This window comes from Silvanigrella paludirubra, from assembly GCF_009208775.1.
In the GTDB taxonomy this organism is placed as follows: domain Bacteria; phylum Bdellovibrionota_B; class Oligoflexia; order Silvanigrellales; family Silvanigrellaceae; genus Silvanigrella; species Silvanigrella paludirubra.
Map to the genome: position 1 here is coordinate 470,764 of NZ_WFLM01000003.1, position 26,847 is coordinate 497,610.

Below are 26,847 nucleotides of genomic sequence, written 5' to 3' on the forward strand. Positions count from 1 at the left end.
CGTTTGTCGAAGGTTCATGCTATCAGATATTTGCTATAATAAAAAGTATTTGCTTTAAATTTGGTTGAATCTATCTTAATTTGGTGATTTAACAATCACGGCGTTTTCAGGTTTTAAATATATTTACTTAAATATAAATTTGGAGCTATTTTAGATGACTCTTTTCAAAGTATTGCACTATCCTCATGTTCTTTTACGTAAAAAAGGAACGCCTGTCGAAAAATTTACAGATGAACTTCGTGAATTTTTAAAAAATTTTATAAATACCATGTATGAGTTTGATGGTGGCGGTCTGGCTGCTCCTCAAATTGGTGTTTCTAAAAGAATATTTGTTGTAGATTTTAAGCCTGTTTTTGAAAGCGATAAATTCGAATATACTAAAGATTGCTTTAAGGTTTTCGATAAAAATCATAAAGAAATAGAGCCTAAGTTTCCTATGGTTTTTATTAACCCTCAAATTGTCGAAAAATCCGAACCAATTAAAGTGAATTGGGAAGGTTGTTTATCTTTTCCTAATGCAGAATCTTTCAATACAGAAAGATTTTTAAATATTGAAATTCACGCTCAAAATGAATTTGGTGAGAAATTTTCAGTTAAATCTTCTCATCTTTATGCTAGCGTTTGTTTTCAACATGAAAATGATCATTTAGATGGTATTATGCTTGTAGATAGATGGAATAAAAATAGTTTTTCTGAGGCAGATATTATTGCAGATATCAAAGATTTTGAGAATGATCCTGCTGAAAGAAAAAGAATGAAAAAAATTAAAGTAACAGAAGCAAGTAAAATTAAATTTGATTTTTTATGATTACTTTTTCTAAAAAAGAAGAATTCATTTTACTCTCCATTTAATGCTGAAGTAAGTGCTGTCTCAATCAATTTTTGGTTTTGTGTTGTCACTTCGATTGGTTGACCTATTTTCACTTCAAGGTGTCCAAAAGGAATTGGGAAAAGCTTTTTGTCCCAACTTCGAATCCAAATACTTGGTTTTGGAGTAAAATGAAGTGGAACTATTTGAACCTGACTTTTAGCGGCGATGTGTAGGACACCTTTTTTTAGAACTTGTGGTGGACCCGAAGGGCCATCAGGACATATCATAGTTGAATAGCCAGATTTAAGAGCCTCTATCAGCTCACAAGCTGCCTTATAACCATCATTACCTGTTGATCCTGGGATCAGCTTTTGAACTCCCAAAAGTCTAACAAGTACCCACATGTGAACCATGTAGAGTAAAGGATGCACCATCCAAGCATGTTGTTTAAAATGAAAAAAAGCCGAAAAGTAACATGGGAAATAACGATGCCAATATACAAAAATATAGTTTTTATCAGGAGAAATATTTTCACGTCCAATCCATGAAATTCGGATTGTTCGGTGATTAAACCAATAATGAAAGTACTGAAAATGTCCAAGAACATATCCATAAAAAGCTACAACTGGTTTTAGAAACCATGGAACTGTATCTATTCGAAGAGCCATAATTAAATTACTTCTTCAAAAGGGAAATTCCCAAGTTTGAAATAAATAAACCCTAAGTATTTAATATATTATTAATTTTTAATAATTTAGCAATCGGCAAATATATCTTATTTTGCATGATTAATCTGACAAGTAAACGACAATATTTATTTTTGGATTTTTATTTGTTCTTGTTTTTTTAAATTATAATTTAGTTATAAATAATTATTTAATCGTGTTTTTCTATTTAAAATAAATCTATTTTTGTAAATATAATAAAAAATCTGTTATTTGTTCTTTGGCTTCAGATGGTAAATAATGATAGGACGGCATTTCTGAATTTGGAATTCCTTCTTCAATTGTTTTTAAAATTTGCATACGACTTAGACCATTAATATATTTTTCAGATGGATTTTTAAAATTTGGCATGCGTTTTCTTAATGTAATAGAAGAAGGGCCGTTGCCCATTCCATCTGGTCCATGACAAGAAGCGCAGTATTCGATAAAATGATGTCTTCCTTTTAGTTCGGATTCTGTTAGTTTAAACTTTTTTTGATCTTCTTCTGAAAGTGCCCAAGGAGCAGGCTCATTGTGAAATAATTTTCCAAATGGTGTTTTGTCAAAGTAAGCAGGAAGGATCATAAAGCCTATAACCAATATTAGAAAAAAAATTATTATTAAAGTTGTAATCAATTTAATAGGAAGCGTTTTAGCTTCCTTATTCTCATTTTTGTTTTTTGTCATCTTTGAATTTCCATCCTATTTCTATTACCGCACTCGGACTTCTCTTTTAACTATAAAAAACTGCAAATTCAATTTTAACATGCTATGGTTTGCAGCCGACGGCCTTGCATATGATTTGTTAGGAATGTTTTTTGGAGAAATGAATGAGATTATCATATAATAATAAATTTCAAATAAAAAAAACTATTTTGTTAGGTATTTGTTTGCTTTCTTCATCAATGTTGTTGAATGACATGCAAGCATCTGCTTCTACTTCTTTGATGGCAAGTGGGCATGTTGGAGTTGTGGGACAAGCAACTTTTGGCTCTCCTCCAGTAGGCTCTAATTTTTCAGCATTTCGTGTTCCAATTGGCCTTATTCTTGAAGCAAAACCAACGGATAATTTGTCTTTATATTTAGGGATAGATTATGCGTATAATAATTATCCTGGGCCAAGTATTTATTTAGGCCAAAATTCAACAACTTCAAAAAGCGATAGTACTGGAACTGGATCTCCCATGCCGTTTGCTAATGCAACAAATGGCTCTGCTTATTCGCAACAAGTAGATAATGTTTATATAACGCAAGCATATTTTTCTTATCAAACCGCAATTGGTTTGTTGCGTGCAGGTAGAATGCCTAGACATTGGGGGCTAGGCATATATAAAAACTCGGAATGGACACCATATTCTGGGTTACCATCTACATCTGATGCTATTTCCTTAACAGGTGATTTTAATGCATTTGATGTTTCTGCTTATTATGAAAAATATTCTGAAGGAGTTGGCGGAACTTCTAATGACTCTAAAGGTAACGCATTTACACTTGAGGCGCGATTAAAATCTGATCCAGCAGATGTAGCAAGTTCTGGTGTGAGTCAAGAATTAGGAGTATTATTTTCCAAGTTTACTCATGGTAAATCTAATACAACTTTGAATATTTTAGATGTTTATGCAAAATTTTATTTTTCAAGTTTTTATATTGGTGGTGAATTATTATATCCTACAGGATCAACGCAAAGTCCAAATTACCAAAATTTAGGAGGAGCTTCTGCGTGTTCTTATGTTCAAGATGGAACAACTCCTGGTTCTATAACTTGTGTTAGTCAAAAAATATCTGCCTTAGCTGCATTATTAAAACTAAAATATCAAATTAATGCAAATGATAGTACTTCTTTGGCTTCAACTGAAAAAGCTCAGAAAATTCTTGGAACAGAAGAAAGAAAATCTTCTCATGTAATTGGTATGTGGTCTGGTTATGTCAGTGGAGGGAATAATCAATTTAACTCCCCTGGTACATCTGGAAGTACGAATGACATAACAGCTCTTAATATGAATTCAAATATTCAACCTTCATTTTTAATGTTTAATAATACTCTTCCTGCGGTAAATGGAATGCCTGGTGGATCATTAACAAATACAACTTTTGTTCGATTAGATTATACATATGAAAATCCAATTTTTGGATCAATTGGTCCTGTGTTTGTTTGGGGTGTCTTAAATAATTTAAATCAAAATTATAATGCTCAAAATACACTTTGCAAAAATAATTCGCCATCTGTTGATCCAAATAGTCCAACAAATGTTTTATGTGTTGGTGGAAATAGCAATTTAGGCTTTGAAGCAGATGTTTCCTATCGTTATACAACCCTAGATAGGGTAACGTTTGGATTCGATGCAGGGTATTGGTTTGTTGGTAATGCTTGGCAAGTTTATAATCAAAGTTTAATAAATGGGGTTTATGGTATGAGAGCTTCAGTATCTACTGAGTTTTAATACTCTACCATAAAACGATAAAGTTTTCGGGATCATGTTTTTTTCCATTTACTTCAATTTCATAATGTACATGTGGTCCCGTACTATGTCCTGTATTTCCTACAGCGGCAATAATATCTCCTTTTTTAATTTTTGCCCCTTCTTTCGCGTAAATAATACTTGTATGTGCATATCTAGTTACCATTTTTTTCTCATGAATAATTTCTATAAATTTTCCAAAATCATCTGATTGGCTCACTCTAAGAACAATTCCATTCGCTGTGGCGTAAATTGGAGAGCCTTTTGGTGCTGCAATGTCTAATCCAAAATGAATTCGTCCTTGACCTGAAAAGGGGCTTACACGCCAACCAAAAGTTGAAGTTAATCTTCCTCGCACAGGAGCGATATCTGGAATGCTCTGAAGTTTTAGAGCATTTTTTTGTGCTTCTACTAAAAAGTGTTTTAAATCCTCTAGTTGTTTAGAGGTTCTGAATTCGGATTCCTGGGCTATGTCAAATAAGGACTTTAACTCTAAACTTTCGTATTTTAATCCGGTTACTTTATTCGAAATTTCATACTCTTCTTTTGTTAATGGCCCAATCCCAGAAGGAATAATAGATTCATTTTGTGATGTACTTTTAGAATTCGTTCCTGATTTTCTGTCGTCAGAACGTGTTGTTACTTTTTTTATTTTATCAGAATAATAATTAACCTGATTAACAGTATCTTGTATATTTCTTATTTTTGAATTTAATGCCTCAACTTCGCTTTGGAGTCCAAGACTTTCATCTCTAAGATTTTCTAATTCAAGCGTTGTTTTCATATTTATTATATAGTTTGCGGTCATTAATATTGCTATTGTTAAAATAGAAGTAGAAACTAATAATATAAATGGTGGTAATATTCCAGGAATATGGAAGATATGTGTTTTACCTGTTTTTTTCGAAATATATAAAATAGTATGTGTGTCGAAAAATTTCTTTTTTAAATTATCTTTGTACTTATAGTTAATTTTTTTAGGGCCTTTTTTTGAAAATAGCACTAAACAACCTCCAGCTTGGGTTAATATACCCACCGTAGGCTTTATCGGATTTTTTTAAGTAAGAATGTAGAAAGAATTGCCTAGCAATATTAACATGATAGTAGGAAGTATTTTTGTGTGGCCTGGCCGGCGCGATTCGAACACGCGACCATCGGATTAGAAATCCGATGCTCTATCCAGCTGAGCTACGGCCAGAACACACGGTTATTTGGTTAGCATAGGTTAATAAGATTTGTAAAGCTTTTCAGAGAAAATTCAATTCGTAAGATTTCTGTTAATATAATCGCCAAGTTGTGGAGTGGTTTGCGTATAGCCAAAAAACCTAAAAGTAAGTGTCAAAGCATATGTTGCTAAATTTTCTGGAACACCAGCAGGCTTATTTCTTGCAATCGTAAGATCTAAACAATTTTGTAGGTTTAAAAAAGTTATATTTTGAGAAGATCCATAGGCTTTACCATTACTTAAGTCTGTATTTGTGGCTGTGGGGTCTGTATTTTCTGACCACTGATAACCAAATTGCAGCCACGCTACAGGTGTATAAGTTACTCCCGCTGTTTGTTGCGTCTTTTTTATAAAACTATTTTGGTTTTGATTAGTTGGGTCAATAACAAATTGTTGATTATTTGTATAAGAAATATTTAAACCATATGGTAGTTCAGCATTTACTGACAATGATGTCGTGTTTATTCTATGGTAGTATTGATTATAAGTTGTAGAAAAAACTCCTCTAATTGGTATTATGGGATTTAAATTTACTGTAGCGGACGCAGAGATATCGGTATATTTTTGTGCAGGAACAGGAGAAACGGTTGGGCCAGCTAAGGCGTTAGTCTCATTTGCTGTTTTGTCAGCCATTAAATTATATCCTGTAGAAACAGAAAGAGATAAAGGAGTCATTTTCCAAATAATATTTTTAGAATAATAACTTCCAGAAGGCCAAACATAATTTTGTTTAAATTCATTTGATGAAATTTTTTCATAATAATTATCTAATTCCTTTTTTGCCCATAAATCAAATATTTTAGAAGCATTTGAGTCTGATGAAAATTGATAAATTTCATTCGAATTAGAGGAAATATTTAAATTATTGTCGGTTATTATTTCGTTAAAAAAACTAAGATTCGCTACACCTGGCTCTTCATTAATAGGAAGCCTGGAAATGGGATCTTTTGATTCAACAAACTCTTCTTTTTCAATGGTCCAAGAAAGCATTGCTCCAAAATTTATAATGGAAGAACTCACAGTTTTATCTTGGTCATACCAAAGTTGATATGTATTAGGATAATTAGAACTTCTTGTTACTGAAGGTATATGGTTTATGTCTATAAATGGGACAAGATTTTGAGTTATTTTTCCTTTTGTAGAGTTATCTTCATTAACTAAATTTAAACTTGAATATAAAGGAACATCTAAATGAGCTTTATATATTAAATATCCCAAGTATGGTTGAACATCTTGGTAAGGATATGAATCTGGAAAATAATATTGAGTTCCTACAGCTGTCGTAGAAATATTAGCATTTACATAATCATTTGCTGGAATAGGTAAAGATACTGTTGATGAGGTAAATACTCTGTTACCTTGAGCATATGGGTCATTTGGATTTTTTTGGCCACCAGGTATATAACTACTTGTTTGATTTGAACCTAAAGGGGAAAAAACATTTTGTGCAAGAGGAATGAAATTTTGTTGATTTTTTCTTGTAATATTTTCAAATGTTGAGTTACTGCTAAATATCAGAGGTAAATTAAAGTAACGATCAGGAAGAATGTCAATTTCTATTTTTGGAGTTTTATTTGGAGTAGTTGATGCATCTGGTGCAAAAAGATCTTTTGTAGTTTGTCCTTGAGCAGAGATAGTTATATTATCTCCATAGTATTCGGTTGATAATTCTTGATTTAAAAACCTTCTAGATGCTGAAGATGTATCACCATAAACGGCTGCTGTTGGATTGACATTTGGATTGTTGCTAGAATAATCAGAAAGATAAGTATTATCACTTACAAATTCCGCGTTTGTTTTTAAGGCGGCTTTTTCAAGAATTGGGATATTAATTGAACTACCTGAGTACCATCTATCTTGTAGTCTATTTCCTCTAAAGCTATCATACATAGATTGTGTTGCTGGGTCAGAACTTTGAGCAATTGCATTATTTACATTCGAGTTATTTGTGTCCCATTTATTTTGGTAATTTTTATCTTTTATAAATTTAGCTTCTGTTCTTAATTGACTATCTTCTTCTATTTGAAAACGAAACTCACCTGTAATTTGTGAACCGCTGCTACTAAAATATTCATAAGATATTGAACTGTCAGCGTGTGGACCCATTACTATAAATAAAGGAACAGTTGTTGCTGTGCCTGCATTTGTGCTTGTATAAGAATTAGGTGGTAATAATCCAGTTTCTCTTTTATTTTTAATTGGAAACTTTAACCAAGGTGAATAAAAGACAGGAATAGAAAACAAATCAAACGTAACATCTTTCATTGTAATATAATTATCTAATTCAATATTAGCATCTTGAGTACTAAAACCATAAATAGGAGGTTCATTGTAAGGACTGCAGTTACAAGGAGTTATTATGGCATTATTTAAGATTAATGTTTTATTATCTTTTTGAACAATTTGTGAAGCAGCAACTTTTACGTACCCTTTGATAGCAGAAAAATTTACAACTTGATCCACCATTTCGGGATTATCTTTATTGAATTTTTCAACTGCTTGTCTTCTTTCTATTAATTTTTCTCGGTCTTTTTCTGGTAAGGCTGCTAGTATCGCATTTGGTTGAAACTGTGTTCGAGTAAGTCTTGCTAATAATCTACTATATTTACTTCTAAGTTCTGATAATTGAGAAGAATAAACTGTGTCGTTCTTTTTTTTTATATTTTTTAGGTTTAAAAGCTTTGCATATTCTTCTCTAATAGATTTTAAATCATTTTCAATTTCTTTTGTTCTTTTTTCTTTTGCTTTTTCAAAAGCAATTTCAGCTTTTGTTAAGCCTAAAGTAATTTCAGAAACTTTTTCCTCAGTGACTTTAGGGTCAGAAAAAATTTGAGCATCATCCATTCTAAATTGTTTTGTATTTATATCAAAAACGATTCTTGAAGCTACAGCTTTTTGTTTGTTATTTATTAAATTAACATTTCCTTCAGCGGTAATGAGGCCAATTTTTTTCTGACTTATTATTTTATTTGCAGATATATAAACATTTCCAATTAAAATTATAGCATTTCCATCAAAACTAAAAGTTTCAGAATTTTTATTAATTTTAATTTCATCAGCATCATAAAATAACCAATTGGGCAATTGATTTGAATTTTGTATATTTTGTGCGAAAGAAATATTATTAAATATAAATGGAAAAATAAAAGTAAAATTTATAATAATGAATATTTTTTTTATAAATTTCTTTTTTATATTCACTCAGTTCCTCGATGAAAGGAAATTCCAAAACGTTCCATAGCAGCTCCAATAAAAGCTATTGATCCTGTAATCACAATTGGTAAATCTTGTTTTTGATTCATTGCGCTTTCTAGCGCATGATCTAAATTTTTAATTGATGAACAAGATATACTATCATATTTAGATTTAAACATATTAAAATAGTTTGAAATATTTTCTGAAATCTCTGATCTTTGAGATGAAATTTCGGTAAATATAACAGAATCTGCAATTTCAGGTATTAATGACAGAGTTTTTTTCCAGTCCTTGTCACTTAAACTGGCAAAAATCAAAACACATTTTACTTTTGAAAAGGGAGATTGAAAATATTCATTTACAAAATATTGAAAGCCCTCTGGATTATGTGAGGCATCAAAAATTACGGTTCTTTCGTTTATTTTTCTAATATCAAAACGACCAGGCCATTCTGTGTTTAATATAGATTTTTCAAGAATTTTTGGGTCAACTTCAAAATTTTTATTTAATTCGTTTTTAATACTTTCTACAGCATGTAAAGCAGTTCTTAAATTTATTATATTTAATTTTGCAAAATTAAAATTATTTTTTGAATTTAATGTTTGAGTTATTTGGTTTTCAAATATTTGAGGTAATTTATCTTTAGTATGTATGATATTTGCGCCCGTAATTTGGAGAGTTTCCATTAAACCTTCTAAGGCTTCTTCAGAAATATGGTTTATAATAAAAGGTTTATTTCTTCTTGAGACAAAAGATTTGTCTGATGAAATTTTCTGTAATGTTTTTCCTAGAAAATCGGTATGTTCTAAGCTTACACTTGTAAGAATACTTACTAATGGCGATATACTATTAGTGCTATCATAAAGACCACCTAAACCAACTTCACAGATTAGAAAATCTATTTTTTCTTTTAAAAAAGTGAGTAAGGCTGTTGCGGTCAGAATTTCAAATAAACTAGCATCAGGAAGTCTAACTTTTGTGATATCTATAATAATATTTAAATTATTTTCCAGATTATTTTCGCTTATTGGAATTCCGTTTATTCTGATTCTTTCATTTGGATGAATTAAGTGAGGAGAGGTATATAATCCTGTTTTTAAATCATGATGTCTTAAAATAGATTCGATAAAAGCACATGTTGTACCCTTGCCGTTACTTCCTGTAACTAAAACAGAGGGAATTTGAAAGATTCCTTCTTCAATCCAGTCTTGCAAAAGTATTTGAAGCCTATGCGCTCCCGGAATAATTTTGCCTCTCACTCTATCAAAGTAAGGTTCTAAAATTGAATTTTTTTTCACATTACTTTGTGAAGGTAATTTATATGTCATATTTTAAATTACTTTTTAATTATTTCTTTTTAGCAATTGGACCACATAAAATATTTAATGTTCTTGTAAGCGTTTCTTTCATTTCAGGGCGCTTTACAATTCTATCAACTACTCCGTGTTCAAAACAAAATTCAGCTGTTTGAAAATTATCTGGTAACTTTTGACGAATAATATTTTCAATTACTCTTCTACCAGCAAATCCAATTGTTGATTTAGGTTCAGCATAATTGACATCTCCTAACATAGCAAAACTTGCTGCAACTCCCCCTGTTGTTGGATCACAAAGAATACTTATGAAAGGAAGTCCAGCTTCTTTATGCAAAGCAATTGCTGCAGATGTTTTTGCCATTTGCATTAAGGAAATAAGTCCTTCATGCATACGTGCTCCACCACTACTGCTTACTAAAATTACAGGCATTTTATTTTTTCTAGCTCTGGCGAACATTCTATGAATTCTTTCTCCAACAACTGAACCCATACTGCCACCCATCCAGAAAAAATCTAACACACCAATTGCAATTGGTCTGTCATTCATTAATCCTGCGCCGGTTAAAATAGCGTCATATTTTTTTGTCTTTTTTGCCATATTTATTAATCGGTCTTGGTAAGAGCGTCCATCATCAAACTCAAGTGGATTCGTACTGCATAAAGTATGATCCCATTCAAAAAATGTATTATTATCTATAAGAAGTTCAATGCGGTGTTCTCCTGGTAGCCTATGGTGGTAGCTACAAGTTGGACATACAAGATGGTTTTCTTCAAGATCAGATATTAAAACAATTTCGGAGCATGAAGGACATTTTTCCCAAACACCACTTGGCAGAGATTTTTTCTCTGATACATCTTGAAGTTTTGCTGGTTCGCGCGATAGCCATCCCATGTTTAGTAACCTCCTCGACAGAATACGGTGGGTAGTCCATAACAAAGTGTGAGCATAAGGTCAAAACTCACGCGCACTTTATGAAAGCGAATGCTATCATAAAAGTTAAATTAAACCTTCTACGAAGGATGAATTTAAGTGATTAAGTTTTTAAAACGTGTGATAATATTCTTAATAGTTTCATTTATATCTCTTAATGCTGTTGTCTTTTTTGTTTTAAATAGTCAGACTGTGCAACATGCTATAGTTGAATATATTAATATAAATTATTTCAATAAGCAGAAATTGGAATTGGGGTTAGGCTCATTAAGCTTGAATTTTCTTAGTGGTTCATTAAATCTTAATGAGGTATATATTAAGGAAAAAGATAAAAAAAATGATTCATTAAAAGAATTTAAGCTTAGTTTAAATCAGCTTACAGTATCATTTGATGTATTTTCTTCTTATATTAAAAGAATTCCTGTAATTCAGAAAATTATACTAAGAGGTAGTGATATAAATTTATCTTATGATTCATCAAATAAATTAATTATCCCAGAATTTTTAAATTTTAACAAAAATGACAATGAAGATTTGGATATTCCCAAACTAATCCAAGATAATATGACTCATATTCCTTTTGAAATTGAAGGCATTAATTTAAAATTTAGCTTAGGTTCAATAGAGCAAAAAAATTATCAAAAAATTTCAATATCACATTTAGAAATAAAAAAAACGATAAATCAAAAAGGAATTCCTGCCTTAAAATCAAATATTCTTATAACGGATTCTGAAGTTATTTTCCCATGGTTGATTGATAAAATATCTTTAAATTTAATAGATATTAATTTATTAATAGCTTCAGACGGTTCTTTATTAATTGAAAATTTGGAATTAAAAAGTAATTTAGCAGAATTGCAAACTGATATAAGAGGGATTATTTCGAGCAATATTCTGGATTCCTCATATGTAGCAAATGTTAAAAAATTAGATTTAAATTCAAAAGAAGTTTTTCATTTATTAGAAATGAGTTCATCTGGTAGAGCAGTTCTTTCTGGAATTGTAATTTCAGGAAAAAAAATTACAGATGAACCCATTTTTAATGGAAGAATAAAATGGAATGATTTTAAATTAAAACAATTTGACATTTACTCTGGTGAAGCCGATCTTTATTATAAAGATAAAACAATCAATTATTCAAATGCAAAAATTAAAACTTTAAAAGAGGGAAAAATTTTATCTAAAGGATTTTTTCAACTATATGATAAATTTTATTTTGAAAATAAAGCAGAAATTATAAAGTTTTCTTTTGCTGAGTTAATTCATGGTTTAGGGGTTCCTTTTACACCTATTGAATTTTCAATTAACTCTAAAGAAATGTTTGTTTCAGGATATATTCAAAGTTTAGATCATAAAAAAGTTTTTGAATTATTCGCAAATGGAAAAGGCTCTGCTAATAGCATGATTGTGACATCTTTTCCTGACCAAGTGGGTCGCGATCCTATTCCTAATATTGATTTTGATTTGAATTTAACAGCCAATGTTTTGGGATTAGCTTTAGATAGTACAAAGGCCTATATAACAAAATCAAAATTGGGCGATCAGGGTGAAGTTGATGTTAAAAAAGGATACATTGATTTTACTCCTATTAAAGGAATTGCAGTAAATACTAATTTAATTGGAAGCCAAATAAATTTATCATTTTTAAATTATTTTTTAAAATTTAAAACAACTGGCGTAGGTAGTTTTATTGGAGATGTAACGGTAAAACCAGGTTCAACGGATGTTGTTTTTGAAGGAGATGCTGAAGCGAATGATGGAGAAATGTTTGGATTAAAATTTCATAATTATAAAGGAAAATTAGGTTTAAATTCAAAAAATGTTTGGACAAAAGATTCAATAATACAATTAAGCGATATTGATAAATTAAAATTTTTAAATATTTATATAAAAGAAGCTAATATTGAATATAATAATTTAAATTCTAAAATTGTTGCTTATTCTGATGCAGGTGATTTATCTGTTTTGTCTTATTCAAGTTCTTATTGGCTTAATCCTTTATTTCATAATTCATCAGGAAAATTAAATAAATTAAGCGTTAATATGTCTGGTCTTTTGCTTCATCTTTCAACTTGGGATTTAAATTTAAATTCAGATATAGATAATTTAAAATTTATTAATGGAGAAGTTAAAAAATCAAAAATAAATTTAAGCTGTAATACTGGAGTTTGTTCTAATTCTTTATTATCATTTACTGGATTAAAAGAAAAAAATAATCCAGAAGAATCTTTAAACTCTTTGCCTTTTGTTTTGATAGAATTAATACGATTTTCATTTGATGATTCTGTTTTTAGAGCAAAATTTAATAATGTTCCTTTAGGAATGTTTTCAAATGATAAAGACAAAAAAATACAAGGTTATTTAAATTCTAGTATTCAAATGACAGGAAAATGGGATAATCTTGGCGGATATATGAATTCTCAAGTTTATAAGTTTAAATATAATGAATTTCATATTGGTGATTTTTCTTTTAATGCTTATCCTAATGATCAAAAACAGATAGTTTTTGATATGAAATCATTTAGCAATCAATTTTTAATAAAATATATTATGCCTAATAATATTCAGGGGCAATCATTTTTAAATATAGATTTATTGGATTTTGATGCAACAGCTTTTTTAACTGATGAATTAAGATCTCAATATGGCTTATTTTCACAATTTACAGCTAGCATAAAAATGAATGGACTTACTCCTTTTAATAATTTTCATGATAAAAATTGGATTCATAATTGGAAAGGGCAAGGAATTATTGAGTCTGGGAGTTTGCAATTAGGAAAAATGTTATTTGAATTATCAAACAATAATGAAATTTTATTTGATGGTAAAGAACTAAAACTCAGTCCTCTATCATTTAATGGGCAATTAGGAAAGTTTGAAATTGGTAAAAGTAATATTAATTTCTTTGAAAATCATATTAATACATCGATTTATATTAATGCAAGCTTAAATAAAGTTGATCAAATGGCTGATTTTTTTGGACCATCTGAAGGTAGTTTAAATGGGCAGTTTAATATAAATGGAAAATTAAATGATATAAAAACTACCGGTGATTTAGTTTTAGATGCAAAAGTTTTATCTCTTAAAAATTATCAACCTGCTTTTACGAATTTATATGGAAGACTAGAATTTAATGGAAATAAACTTGAATTAAATACATTTAATGCTGTGAAAGGAACCGGCACGGTTAATGGTGCTGGAAGTATTGATTTTTCTACTTTATTTAAAGAAAATCCAGAATCTCCAAATTTATATTTTAAATTTTCTGCTAGAAATGCGGATTTAAGATTACAAATTCCAATTTTTCAAGTAGTAGACACAAATTTTGATGCAGATATTTTATTTTCAGGAAACGAAAAACCTTATAATATAAGTGGTGATGTTAATTTTAAAAAATTAAGAATTTTTAAAGATATTGGTTGTAGTGAAATTGCAAATCAAATTATAGCAATGACAAACAATGTAAATCCTCAACTGGTATCAAGTAATCCCTTTGCTAGCTTTAATATAAATTTTCAGGGAATTAATTCATTAATAATGCAAACTCAATGTGTCCGAGGAAGATTTTCTACTTCACCTTCTGTGAACTTATCTGGTGATTCTTCTAACCCTGTTTTAGTAGGGAACTTTACTACAGATTCAGCAAATCTTTTTCTATTAAAAAGTCGATTTGAAGTAAAAAGAGGAGATTTTAATTTTATCGAAATGCAAAAATATGATCCAAATATTGATATTCAAATGGAATCCAGAATTGCTTCGTATACAATTACAGCAACTTTAAATGGAAGATTTAGTCACCCTAAAATTGATTTAAGTATTTTACCTCCAAATCTTCCAAATGGAGATAGAATGAATCAGACAGATATTATTTCGATAATTTCTACGGGACAAATTCCAACTCAAAGTTCCAGTGGAAACCTTTTGTCTGCTTCTACGAGTGTTTTTTCTTTTTTTGGTGGTGGTGTTGCGGATCTAGGTTTTTTAAATAATACCTTAAGTACGGTAACAGGGGGACTCGTTGATAATATTAATGTGGTTCCTATTTCTCAAAATGGACAATACAGTTGGAGAGCTACGGCAAGTCGTTCTGTTACTGAAAGAATTAATCTTGGTGTAAGTTATCAAGGTCAAACTGGAGATGCTGGGCCTTCACAAATAATTTACGCAAATTATTTTTTAAATGATGTGATTAGTCTTTTTAGTTCTTATTCACTGACAAATCCATCTGTTTCTACACAACAACAATCTAGAGATGATTTAACAGGTGGATTGAGGTTTCGATTTGGAAGTCAATAAATTTATAAAATATATCATCATAATTTTAATGTTTAATTTTGATTTTTTTGTTTATTCACAGATTGGTAGAAACAAATTAGTAGAACCGTCTGAAAAAGCAAAAAGTGTTGAACTTCATTTATTTGTTGATGGTAAAGAAACAGAATTTTATTCAGATATGTTAAATACTTTATCTAATGTTCCTTTAAATGAGTTAGATGAAGCTATTATTTCTGAATTGATTGAAACTAAACTATATCAAAATGTTGAAGTAGAAAAGTTACTAACTGCTGATAATGAATTAATATTTGTTGCTAAGGCATTTACTATTAAACGTATTCAAGAAGTAATTATGAATGGTCTTTCAAATTATGAGGCCTCAGAATATTTAAGAATTATATCCACACAAAAGGGTCAGCCCTTTAACGAATCTGTTTTGAAATCTGATAAAGAAAAATTAGAAAAGAATTTAAACGAACATGGATACCTGAACGCAAAGATAGAATCAGTTACTGTTAATGAAGTTTCAAGTGAATATGTTCAGGTTAATTTTAATATTGAAAAAAAGAACCCGTGTAGAGTAGACCAAGTTTTAATTGAAGATTCTTTATCAAATATTTTGAATTTTTTAACAGTGCCTATAGAAACGGGATCAATCTGTGATTTTAAATCTATAAGAGAAACCTTAGAAATACAAAAAGAAAATTATTTAGAACAGGGTTATTTACAAGCAAATGTTAAGATAAAAGATATTTCTTATTCTGCTAATAAAGAAAGCGCTAAAATTGTTCTTCAAATTGATAGAGGGCCAAAAACAACTTTTCAAATTTATGATCAGGATAGCGGCTTATTAAATCAAGACTTTTTAATAACTAAACAAGGTTTAACCTATTCAGATATTATTTTAATGTCTGATAGTGATTTATTATCAATATTAACAAGTTTTTATCAAAAACAAGGTTATGCTTTTCCAAATATTTCTGGACCTGAAAGAATAGTTGATAAAAATGGAAATACAATTCTCAAATTTTTATTAAAAAAAGGACCTCTTGTAAAAATTGGTAAAATAAACTTTATAGGAATTCTTCCTGTTAGCGAAGATAAAGTATTAGAGTATATTGGACTTGAAAAAGGTTTTTTTTCAACAGGAATTCCTTTTTCAAAAGACAATATTTCTGATTATAGAGATAAATTGAGAAATTTATATTTAGAAGAAGGTTATGCTGATGTTCAAGTAGCAATGCCAGATTTTATTCCTTCACAAGATAAATCAGAAATGAATTTAATTTTTAGAATAGACAGGGGTAGTAAGTATACAATCAATGAAATTAAAATTGATGGTGCACCTAAAGGTTTTGAATTAGATAAAAAGAAATTAGCTTTAATATTAGAATCAGGTACTTCTTTAAGTTATTTAAAAAGAAAAAACTATATAGATGAAATAAGAAGACAATTATTATTACGCGGATATTTATATAATCAAATATTAATTAATCAGAATTTAATTTCATCTAATTCTGAAATTAAAAAAATAGATTTGACATTTAATATTATTCCTGGGCCTATCGTCCGTATTCGTAAAATTTATGTAGATAGTGATATTATTGGTAAAAATAATGCAATAATTTCTTCATCTAATTTAGAATCGGGAGATGTTTTTTCTCAAGAGAGTTTTGACAATGCAAGATTAAGAATTTTGAAGCATGATTTGTTTTCCTCTGTTTATGTAGAAGCATTAGATAACTCTGCTTTAGAAAGAAAAGATCTACGAATAGATATTATAATACATGCTCGAGCAAAAACGGGATATTCGTTAGGATTATCACCACAGTTTTCAACGTATCGTGGATATATTTTTGCAGTAGATTTTACTTTAAATAAACTTAATGATGATGGGTTAAGATTCTTTTCAAATGCTTCTGTTTCGCAAGAAAAGCAGCAACAAACATTTGCTTCATCAGAAACAAGACAAATATTAGGAAGGCAAATTAGCCTAGGTCTTTCTGAATCATTATTTAAATTAGGTCCTATTGTTACACCAATTGATATGAGTTCGACATTTGGGTATCAAGTTGCAGCAGAATCACTAACAAATCGCGAATATTTTACAATTAATTTAAGTGGTGAATGGAAACCTTCCTTTTTTGATTTAAACTGGACTTTTAGACAGTCGATTATTCAAGAAAATTCTAAGTCTACAAGTTCTGAAAGTGCAGTTGTTCAAACCATAGAAAGTCCTTCCATTTCAATAAAAGAATTACTTTCTAGTATTACTTTGGATACAAGAAATAATATTGCATGGCCTACATCGGGATCTTTATATAATATTCAGGCTGGTTTTGCTCGATTTGGATTAGGATCGCAAGTTCAATTTAATAGATATAATTTTTCAGTAGATTCTTTTTTTCCTATTTATAAAAAACTCAGTGGAGCTGTTTCTATCGGTGGAAAATTTATAATGGATACGGTTAACGAGAGTGGTTCCACTGTAACTCCTCCAGCATCAAGACGTTCTACTCTTTCTGATGCAGCTCTTGTTAGAGGTTTTCCTGAATCTGGAACACCTCCAGGTCCTTTATTGTGGATTCATTACGCAAATAATGGTGTTGCGAATTGTAACACTCAATTAGCTTCTTTGGGCGCAACAAATTTGTTGTATATGAAAGCAGAATCTAGATACAGATTTAATGAAGTATTTGGCATGGTTTTATTTGCAGACTCTGCAGCAAATTATTTTACTCAGCAGGAAACAAATCAAATAAATGCGCAAATGAATAGTCAAGTTGCTGCCGCCCAAGCTTCTACAACACAATGCGTGCCAGATGGTGCTTCTTTAATTACTCCGAGCCCAGTAAATCTCCGAAACCTTAATTTTATAGAACAATATTGGCAAGAAGCTTATGTTTCTACAGGAATTGGTTTTCGCCTTATTTTAGGAAATTACGCGACAATTAATTTAGACTACGGCTATCCATTAAAGGATCCTTCTTCAGGTTCATCGGATTGTGTTTCCCCTGCAGAGGCTTTAAATTCTAGTTCTCCTCCTAAATGTGTAACTAGAATTCAAGATTCTAATTTTACTGGTTTTTTAAAATTTAAAGGGGCAATTCATTTAAAAATTGGAGCTCAATTTTAGCTCAAATAAAAAAAAGCTTTTATTTTTATCTAATTTAATAGAAGTTAATTCCTTCTATTTTGTGCTTTTGTTTGGAGTTTTCATGAGCAATCTTTCATCGTTCTTTCCTCATTCTAGATTAGCAAAATTAAGGATAGATTTCCCCTTTTTTATAGCCCCTATGGTCGGGTTATCTCATGTTGCTTTTCGTGAATTGATTAAAAGCTATACTCCTCATAATATAAATGCTCTAAAATTCACAGAGATGCTTTCCACAAGAAAAATTCCGAATGAAAAATTAGAAACCACAAATGAATTAAAAACTGCTATTAATGAATCTTATTTTATACCGCAGCTATTAGGAAATGAAGAAAGATTTATTGCTCCTAGTATTGAAAAACTTATGACAAAAATGCCATGGGGATTTGATATAAATATGGGGTGTCCCGTTTCTCATACATTAAAACACAATTGGGGTGTTCGATTAATGGGAGACAAAGATTATGCTGCAAATGTTGTTCGCATTGTTAAAAAACACTCACCCATTCCTGTTAGCGTAAAGTTACGCGGAGGTATTTCAGAAGAAGAAAATTTTGAATATCTGCATTCTTTTGCAGAAACCCTTCAAAATGCAGGTGCCGATTTTCTTACTATTCACGCTAGAACAAGAGCACAAAAGCATAGCGGTGATGCAAATTGGAATCTCGTTTCTCAGGTTAGAAATTTGTTAGAAATTCCAGTTATAGCCAATGGAGATATTCAAACAGCTCAAGATGCTATCTGTCTATTAAATGAGTATGGAGTTGACGGAGCCATGATCGCCAGAGCAGCAACGGCTCGACCCTGGATTATTTGGCAAATTTCAGAGCTACTTGGTAATAAAGAAACTCCAATAGGTTATGAAGGTCTTAAAGCCCCAAATACTCCTGAAGAAGAAGGCTTAGAGTATGCAAAAGCTTGCTTAAAATTGATCTCTATTTTTGCTGATTACTTTCAAGATGAAGAGTATATTTTGGAAAAATTTAGATTTTATACTGCAACGGGGGCGCGCTGGTTTCAGTTTGGACATCATTTTTGGCGTTTGTCGATGAGAGCAAGAAGTGTAGCTGAATTAAGAGACACTGTTTATGAATTTTCACAAAACTGTGAGAATCCAATGAGTAATAGAATAAAAATGATTTGAAAAAGCTCATCTGTCAAAATCTCATCATTTAAAGTAATTTTTATGCAATAGCCCTGACGTATTTAATGAAATACTAAATATGTCGAGGTTATTATGAATAATTTAAAAAGAAATATAATTAATCAAATTAAAATTTTAAAATACTTATTTTTAATAACAAGTTTTAATGTTAATGCAGAAACTAATTATTTGCCACCAGATCCATATTTAATTATTGGTGAAAATAATGAAATAAATAGCGCAGATGAAATATCAAAAAAAATTTCTCAGCTTCAAGACAAAAATAAAGAAATGAGATCGAAAATATTATCTTTACAAGATGCCTTAATTTCAAAATTTAAAGATCGAATAGAGCTTAAAATAGAAGTTATATCAAACTATGAAAAACCAAATTCTCAATTTGGATTTATAGAATTATCAGCAATAATGAACAATATTTCAATTATACATTATTCAAAGCCCGTGTTTTTTGAAAAAAATATCAATTTACCTATTTTTAATGGTCCACTTCCTGTTGGAGTTTACAATATTAAAGTTCATGCTTTAGTTGGTCAATTAAATAATAATTGGCCTTATGTTTTACCACAAGGAAGGTGGATAATAGATAAAAATATTGAAGTAGTAGGAACTCTAAATTCGGCTATTCATAATATAAAATTAATTCTTAAGCAAAATAAATTAACAAAAATTCCAGAATTTGAAATAGAAAAAGAAGAGCTTAAGGAAAATTTATAATGAGAAAAATTTTAATTATTCTTATTATTCAATTTTTCATTTTTAAATATACATATTGTAAAGATTTTGAACTATCTGCATCAGAAGAAAGTATTTTTTCAGATGTTGAAAGTATAAGAGTGTTACAATGGAAAAAAATAAGAAGCATTGATACTCAATTAGATTCTATAAAAGGTAAAATATTAGGTCTATCTTATATTTCAAATGTTTCTGATCCAAATTCAAATAACTATATATTAGAAAAATCTCCTCTTGGTTTAAGAAATGATGTTGTACGAGTAAAAATGAATTTACTTAAAGCACAAGATCATCTTTATCTAGGTGATCCTTTAATAGCTATAAATATTATAGAAAAAGAGATGCAATATATAGATCCAAGAAATAGAGGTTATATATCTTGGGCAAATCAAATACTTTTTGAAGCAAATAGGCAGCTTAAAAATCATAATGTAACAAGTAATATTTGCTTAAAAATGTTAGTTATTGGAGGTTATGAAGAAGATCTCTTTCCAGATAAATGGCGTTTATCATGTTCAATGGAATTTCTGCAGGAAACTAAAATTAGAAAAGAGAATAATACTCTTCCAGATTTCAAAGAAAATTTAATAATTTGGAGTAATTCTCCTGTAATAAAAAGAGATTCAAAAAATATGATAATGAGTGCAATTTATATCTCACTTGCACTCCGTAATCTATATTTAAATAATATAAATTCCATAAGTTATTTAGAAGAAGCAATTGGTCATACAAAACCTGGTAATAATTATATTGCCAAAGCTTATTTAGCTCTTTCTCTTTTAAAGTATGAAATAGGAAAAAAAGAAGAAGCATTGTCTTTAATAAGATTTCTTTCCGGAGACTTTAAAGGATATGGTGAGAACTTAAAATATTTTGAAAAAGATGACATGAGTCGAATTGTAGCAAGACTTTGTTTAGCCCGTTTTCATGCCTCTATGTTTAATTTGATAGCTGCAGAAACTTGGTATCATGATGTCTTAATTGAAAATAAAATAACTGGAATTGAGTTATTAGAAAAAGAAAAAAGAAAATCTCATTTAGAGTATGCCCATATTTTATATTTAAGAAAAAATTATCTTGAAAGTGCAAGACAGTACAAAGAAGCAATTGAATATGGAAATCAAGAAATAATAAATTTGAAAGATGAGAAAATATATGAAAAAAATAATGAAGTAAAAACATCTAAGTTTATTTTGGCTAAAATTCTTTCTAAAACATCAAAAAGAAATTATGAAGCAGAAGTTCAACTAGTAGAATTATTAAGTGAAACTGAAGCTGATATTGCATTTTTAGAAAAAATAAAAAATGACTACTCTAAATCAAACGAAGAAGGTGTTGAAAATATTTTGGCTTTAGCCAGTTTAGCCGAAGAGTATGGTATAAAAAATGAATTAGTAACAAATGCTTTAAATTTTAGAAGAGCATATTATCATTTAGAAAATGAAATTTCTATAATAAGATCTGATTTAGCTAATGCAATTAATTTAGCTGAATATACTTATAGTGGCATTTTAGAGGTTAGAGCAATATCTTCTCTTACTAAATTAAAAAATATATTAGACGAGTTTAAAATAATTATTTTAGATTTGGATAAACTAGAATATCAATTTTGGAACATGAAAAAACCTGGAATAGAATTTGCTAAACAAAATAGATTTGAATTAATAAAAAGATTTATTTCTATGGATGATGATATTACTAAATATAAATTAAAAGCAGAAATCGACGATAAAATTTATAATCCAAAGCTACCAGGATCTTTGCAAAGTTTGAGTCGTAATATGAACAATATGAATTCTGAAATGTCGAGTGTAAATTACTTATTTACATTAAACGATAATAAAATTCCAAAAAAAGCAGAAAATGAGGATATTGATATTTTAGAGAAAAACTATTCGAAATTTACATTTGATAAATTGTATAAAGATTTAATTAAATATACTATAGAAGAAAGAACCTTTCAATTATCAAGAAGTCTAAAACCATCTTCTTCATTGATTTTTGAAAAGCAATCTAATATTGTAGAATCTACAATGAATAATATATATAATCTTCATTTAAGAAATAGAGAAGAAGCTTTTTCTATTGGAGATAACGAAATATTAGATGCAACTAGAAATTCATGGGATAATTTATTCTCTAGCTATAAACAGTTACTGATCGCAATATCAAATATAAAAGATAGAATTATAAATGAAAGAAAAGAAATATTAAATAAAGTAGAACAAATTAATAACCATACTCTTCAAGAAGAAGTTACATTAGAAAAATTAAAAAAATCTATATTGAATGAATATGTATCAATTTCAAAAGAATTAGTTAATCAAATTGATCCTAGAGCTAAAGAATTTAAAGATTACGTTAATATTTCTTTATCAGATCATAATAAAGGAATTTATGACTTAAAAAAGGATAGAGATGAAGAAATTAAAAAAGCTTCAGAAGAAAGAGGTAATTGGTTGAATTCTTTACGCCAATCTTTAAATATGGATCTAATGCGATGAAAAAAATAGTATTCATTTTTTTAATATTCATGCATAATTTAATTTATTCAGAAGAAAATTATTTTATCCCTATAATTAATGACGATACAAAATTGATTACAAGAAAAGAAGAATTTAACATGAGAAGTGATCAGCAAATTAAAAAAATATTTCGAGATATATTTGATTTGCATTTTTTAACATGGAAAGAAGAGTTTAAAAGAGAAATTAATTCAAATGAAAAAAATTATGATGCGATTGATAATTATGAACTTGATGAAAATAAGAAAATTGAAGATGAAAAGCTAAATAAATCGATTGAAATATTAAAAAAAATTATAAAAGAAAAAAATAGTAAATTACCCTATTCTGAAGCTTGTTTTAAATTAGCTTTATTTTCTTATATTACAAAAAGAACTGATGCAGAAGCTAGCAGGGAAATATTAGATAATGGTTTAAAAGTTTTAACCAACTCTGAAGATAATAAAAGACTTTATGTTCGAATGAATTTATTTGCAGGTGATCTGGCACTTAAAAGTGAAAAATATCAAGCAGCAAAAAAATATTTTAATAATATTATAAATATAAAATTAGAATCTGAAGAATATAGAGAAGAAATTATTAGATCATATATTGGTTTTGGTGATGCTGAATTTGAATTATTTCACTTTGCAGAAGCAAATATTTCTTATAAAAATGCATTAAAATTTAGTAAAAATTTTATAGGATATAGTGAAAATAAATATGCTTTATTAATAGGTGAAATAAAATTAAGGTTAATTTGGTCTTCATATAGGAATGCAGATTATGTTTTAGCAACAGAGTATGCTCAAGATTTTTCAAGAGAAAAAGGAAGATATAATAATCTTCTTCCTAAAATAGCAATAGAAGATGTTATTAGAGTTGGGGCTTTATCTTTATATGAAAGAAAAGACCAAAATTTTTATATTACTTTAGCTCAAGATAAAGCAGCTGGTGATTTTGCAAAAAAAATGATTATAAATTCTTTTTATTATTATATCGCAGCTGGATATTCTATTGATGTTGAAAAATATGCAGCACCAATTGAAAAATATTTTTTATCAACAAGATTGTTTCCTGATTTCATTAAAGCAAGATTAGTTGCATTAAATAAGTTAGATAATACAAATAAATATAATGAAATAGCTTATTATGGTACTGCTTTTATTGCAAAGGATTCTATATGGAAATCAAGATATCTTTTGACAGAAATGGAAGAAGAAAATAGAAGTGCTATGATTCAAAATCTTTCATTACAGTCAGGAAGTTACTATTATAATTTAGGTGTATCTACAAAATCGAGAAGTAACTTTTTAAAAAGTGCTGAAATATATCATGCAAGGATTTTAGAGAATTTTGAAGGAGATTTAAGAGGCGTCTTATTTCAATCTTATGCTCAGTCATTAATGATGGCTGGAGATTATAATTTGGCATGGGATGCTTCTGAAGAAAGTCTTAAGCACCCATTGGATCAAAATAATTTAAAAATATCTTGGTTTCAATTGGTGAATATTTCTCGAATGCAAAGTGAGGATGTCACATCAACAGATACAATAGAATTTAAAAAATATGAAAAAGCAGTCGATGGATTTATTGCTCATTTTCCTGCTGATCCTCAAGCTAGACTTTCTTTGTTTGAATGTGGAAAACGTGCAGAATTATTAAATGATTTTGAAAATGCAAAAAATCGCTATGAAAAAATACTATCTTCTCCGCCATTATATTTTAAAGAGCAGTCACAAGCAGAAAAAGATAAAGTTTCATTAGCTCTTGCAAACCTTTACATAAAAATGGGTGCAAAAGAAAAATTTATTTCGGATGCGGCTGGTTCTTTGGAAAAAATTTCTTCTGAAAATAAAATTTCTGATGAAATAAATAAAGTAATTATAATTAATAATTATAAATTAGCTTTGGAACATGCAATTAATTTAAAAGAAAAAGGTGAGCTTGTTAATTCAGCTAAATTTTTAGAGTTATGGTCAAAAAATTACAAAAATAATTTAAATTCTAGTGATGGGCTTTTATTATCAATACACGAATTTGCTTTTCTTCAAAACTGGGATCATGTTCAAACTCTTACTGAGTATTTTATTGAAACATATCCTAATGATAGCAAAATAAATGAAATTATTTATTGGAGAGCACGTGCATCTGACATGTTATTGCAATTTTCACTAGCAGCAACTCTATATGATAAATCTTCGTTTAATGATGATAAATACCCAGATTTGGAAAAGAAAATATTTGCTTTAAAAAGAGCTTATGAAATTTATAGCTTAATTCAACTAGATGAAAATGTTCCTAGAATTATAGAAAAAATAGCTAATTTAGAAAGTAAAAAAAATATAGATAAAAATGAAGTAGGACTTTTAGAATTAACCGCAGCGGATAAATTTCTTGAACAAAAAAAGTATTTATTTGCTAATAAAATTTATAAATATTTGTCGTTAAAAAATAACATTTCAGTTTATATTAAAGAAAGAGCAACAATTGGTATTTATACTTCAGAACTCTATTTATCTAAAAATAGAAATACTTCAGAAACTAAATTTGACAGATATGTATCAAATCTTTTAAATAATAATAAAACAAACAATTTAAGTTTATTAAAGTTATCAAATGATGCAATTTTAGCTTTAAATAGTTTTGATAACGAAAAATTTGAAATGGATAATAATAAAAATTTTTCAGAAATAAATCTTAATAACATAAAAAATATGGATATAAGTAGAAATTTTACATTAAAAAGATTAAATTATTTATCAAAATATAAAAATCAAGAAAGCGCTATGTCTCATACAAGTACTCTATTAGGAAAAATGAGTTTGGTTATAAGTGATTCTTATTCACAACTTTATAAATATAAAGATAAAAAAGATATTTATTTAGTAAAATCAAATCAGCTGCAATCTGATGCAAAAAAATATTTATATAATGCTTTATCAATTTCAAAAAATTCATCTAGTGATAATTTATTATTATCAAGTCTTTTATCAAGATATTCTAAGAGAAGTTTTAATGTTTCACCTCAAGCAGATATTCAAGACCATCAAAAATCAATGTTTATTTTAGAGTATTTACCTTCTTCTATGGGCTTAGTAAGTCAAGTTTCAGATTCGGGAGGTATAAAATGAAAATAAAAAATAAAATATTTATATGGATAATTGTGTTTATTTTTTTTATTTCATGTACATCTTCAAAACATATTGAGGAATTAGAAGATAATAACAATACTGAATTTCAAGCAGAATCAGATTTATTAAATTTACCTTATTATAGTCCTTTTTTCTATTATCCTGAATCTACAATTCGTTCGCAAAGAAAATTAGCCAGCGATAAATTTACTCCATATGATATATTAAATTATTTAAAGCCTAAAACAGAAACAGAAAAACTATTAGAAGATAATTTTTTAGATCCAGAATTATTTAAGTCTATTCCAAGTAATCTTGATGTTATCGCAAGTACAATTCATGACCTTCAAAGAGGTGATACACAAAAAGCAATTGAAAAAAATAAAAATATTTTAAATAATTTGGAAAGAAATAGGACAAAAACACTAAATGAGGATTATGGAGTATCTCCATTTAGGGAGGCATCTCTTATTTTAGCAATTGCTTATTTACAAGAAGGAGATGAAAATCAAGCTATCCAAATTTTAGAAAAATTGGTTACTTATTCTAATACGTGGTCTCCAATTTATATGGTACTTGGTGATTATTACTATAATAAAAAGGCTTATTCTTTATCGCTAAATGTTGCTACAAAAGGGATAGATAAGTGTAATGAAAAGTTATCTTATTTATATGTTTTGCAAACTAAGTCTTTTCGAGGAGTGGGTGATATTATAAGAGCAAAACAAACACTAAATAGAGCTCTTGTTTTATTTCCAAAAAATGGTGATATCGAGCTTTGGAGTGGCATTATAGACTATGACCAAAAGGATTATGATTCAGCATGTAAACATTTTAATGCTGCATACGAATTAAATTTTATGAATCCCTATATTGCGCATAATTATTCATATTGCTTAATAAAAAGTAATCAATATGATTTAGCCAATGAAGTTTTAATGAAAGCAATAACAAATTCGCCTTCACAGGCTCACTTATATTTTTTAAATGGTGTATTAGAGAATTTAAGACATAATTTTTATGCCGCTCAAAAATCATGGCAAACTTATTTAAGCCTAGCAGATGATACTGATCCAAATTATAAAACAGTAATATTCAAGCTCTCTCAAATGGAATTAAATGAAAAAGATTCTACAGAGGAGCTTGTTTATCCATCTAGCTCTTCACCTAAGTGAAACACATTGACTTTTTCTTGTTTGATTTGTAGTATTTATGTCACCAGCACGCTCAATTCGTGGTTGA

General features: G+C 28.8%; 15 protein-coding genes and 1 tRNA gene. 9 read left to right on the forward strand and 7 right to left on the reverse strand.

Going from position 1 to position 26,847, the window contains the following annotated elements:
- Nucleotides 1-154: 154 nt before the first annotated feature.
- A complete protein-coding gene (gene def / locus GCL60_RS09645; protein ID WP_153420445.1) occupies nt 155-808 on the forward strand; it encodes a peptide deformylase in 654 nt (217 codons plus the stop codon).
- Nucleotides 809-837: 29 nt separating this feature from the next.
- Here def and GCL60_RS09650 read toward each other — a convergent pair whose 3' ends face one another.
- Both GCL60_RS09650 and GCL60_RS09655 read right to left on the reverse strand, forming a co-directional pair.
- On the reverse strand, nt 838-1,479 hold the full coding sequence (locus GCL60_RS09650) for a DUF374 domain-containing protein (RefSeq protein ID WP_153420446.1): 642 nt from the start codon (nt 1,477-1,479) through the stop codon (nt 838-840).
- Nucleotides 1,480-1,716: 237 nt separating this feature from the next.
- Nucleotides 1,717-2,202 carry a c-type cytochrome gene (locus GCL60_RS09655; RefSeq protein WP_153420447.1) on the reverse strand — a complete coding sequence of 162 codons (486 nt, stop codon included), beginning with the start codon at nt 2,200-2,202 and terminating at the stop codon, nt 1,717-1,719.
- A gap of 143 nt (nt 2,203-2,345) precedes the next feature.
- Between GCL60_RS09655 and GCL60_RS09660 the strand changes: the two genes are divergently transcribed.
- Entirely contained in the window at nt 2,346-3,956 is a 1,611-nt protein-coding gene (locus GCL60_RS09660; RefSeq protein ID WP_153420448.1) for a hypothetical protein, read from the forward strand.
- Nucleotides 3,957-3,960: 4 nt separating this feature from the next.
- Here GCL60_RS09660 and GCL60_RS09665 read toward each other — a convergent pair whose 3' ends face one another.
- The 5 genes from GCL60_RS09665 to accD form a co-directional block, all read right to left on the reverse strand.
- Nucleotides 3,961-4,977: a M23 family metallopeptidase gene (locus tag GCL60_RS09665; RefSeq protein WP_153420449.1), complete on the reverse strand. Its 1,017-nt coding sequence runs from the start codon at nt 4,975-4,977 to the stop codon at nt 3,961-3,963.
- A gap of 118 nt (nt 4,978-5,095) precedes the next feature.
- Nucleotides 5,096-5,172: transfer RNA gene (locus tag GCL60_RS09670), tRNA-Arg, on the reverse strand.
- A 60-nt stretch (nt 5,173-5,232) separates the two neighbouring features.
- Nucleotides 5,233-8,400 (reverse strand): LPS-assembly protein LptD, encoded by a 3,168-nt coding sequence (locus GCL60_RS09675; protein WP_153420450.1) that lies wholly within the window; start codon nt 8,398-8,400, stop codon nt 5,233-5,235.
- The gene (locus GCL60_RS09680; protein WP_153420451.1) at nt 8,397-9,722 is read right to left on the reverse strand and encodes a bifunctional folylpolyglutamate synthase/dihydrofolate synthase; all 1,326 of its coding nucleotides are present in this window, start codon (nt 9,720-9,722) and stop codon (nt 8,397-8,399) included. Before GCL60_RS09680 ends, GCL60_RS09675 begins: the two co-directional genes overlap by 4 nt.
- A 19-nt stretch (nt 9,723-9,741) precedes the next feature.
- Nucleotides 9,742-10,602 (reverse strand): acetyl-CoA carboxylase, carboxyltransferase subunit beta, encoded by an 861-nt coding sequence (gene accD / locus GCL60_RS09685; RefSeq protein WP_153420452.1) that lies wholly within the window; start codon nt 10,600-10,602, stop codon nt 9,742-9,744.
- A 312-nt stretch (nt 10,603-10,914) separates the two neighbouring features.
- Here accD and GCL60_RS09690 point away from each other — a divergent pair, with 312 nt between their 5' ends.
- The 7 genes from GCL60_RS09690 to GCL60_RS09720 all read left to right on the forward strand — a co-directional run bounded on the left by GCL60_RS09690 (nt 10,915) and on the right by GCL60_RS09720 (nt 26,780).
- Nucleotides 10,915-14,937, forward strand: a complete 4,023-nt coding sequence (locus GCL60_RS09690; RefSeq protein ID WP_153420453.1) for a translocation/assembly module TamB domain-containing protein — start codon at nt 10,915-10,917, stop codon at nt 14,935-14,937.
- A complete protein-coding gene (locus GCL60_RS09695) occupies nt 14,924-18,052 on the forward strand; it encodes a POTRA domain-containing protein (protein ID WP_153420454.1) in 3,129 nt (1,042 codons plus the stop codon). The genes GCL60_RS09690 and GCL60_RS09695 overlap by 14 nt, the downstream gene beginning before the upstream one ends.
- A gap of 82 nt (nt 18,053-18,134) precedes the next feature.
- Entirely contained in the window at nt 18,135-19,214 is a 1,080-nt protein-coding gene (locus GCL60_RS09700; RefSeq protein ID WP_153420455.1) for a tRNA-dihydrouridine synthase family protein, read from the forward strand.
- A gap of 93 nt (nt 19,215-19,307) precedes the next feature.
- The gene (locus GCL60_RS09705) at nt 19,308-19,949 is read left to right on the forward strand and encodes a hypothetical protein (RefSeq protein ID WP_153420456.1); all 642 of its coding nucleotides are present in this window, start codon (nt 19,308-19,310) and stop codon (nt 19,947-19,949) included.
- On the forward strand, nt 19,949-22,471 hold the full coding sequence (locus GCL60_RS09710; RefSeq protein ID WP_153420457.1) for a hypothetical protein: 2,523 nt from the start codon (nt 19,949-19,951) through the stop codon (nt 22,469-22,471). Before GCL60_RS09705 ends, GCL60_RS09710 begins: the two co-directional genes overlap by 1 nt.
- Nucleotides 22,468-25,605 carry a hypothetical protein gene (locus GCL60_RS09715; RefSeq protein WP_153420458.1) on the forward strand — a complete coding sequence of 1,046 codons (3,138 nt, stop codon included), beginning with the start codon at nt 22,468-22,470 and terminating at the stop codon, nt 25,603-25,605. The genes GCL60_RS09710 and GCL60_RS09715 overlap by 4 nt, the downstream gene beginning before the upstream one ends.
- Nucleotides 25,602-26,780 (forward strand): tetratricopeptide repeat protein, encoded by a 1,179-nt coding sequence (locus GCL60_RS09720; RefSeq protein ID WP_153420459.1) that lies wholly within the window; start codon nt 25,602-25,604, stop codon nt 26,778-26,780. The genes GCL60_RS09715 and GCL60_RS09720 overlap by 4 nt, the downstream gene beginning before the upstream one ends.
- Nucleotides 26,781-26,847: the final 67 nt, after the last annotated feature.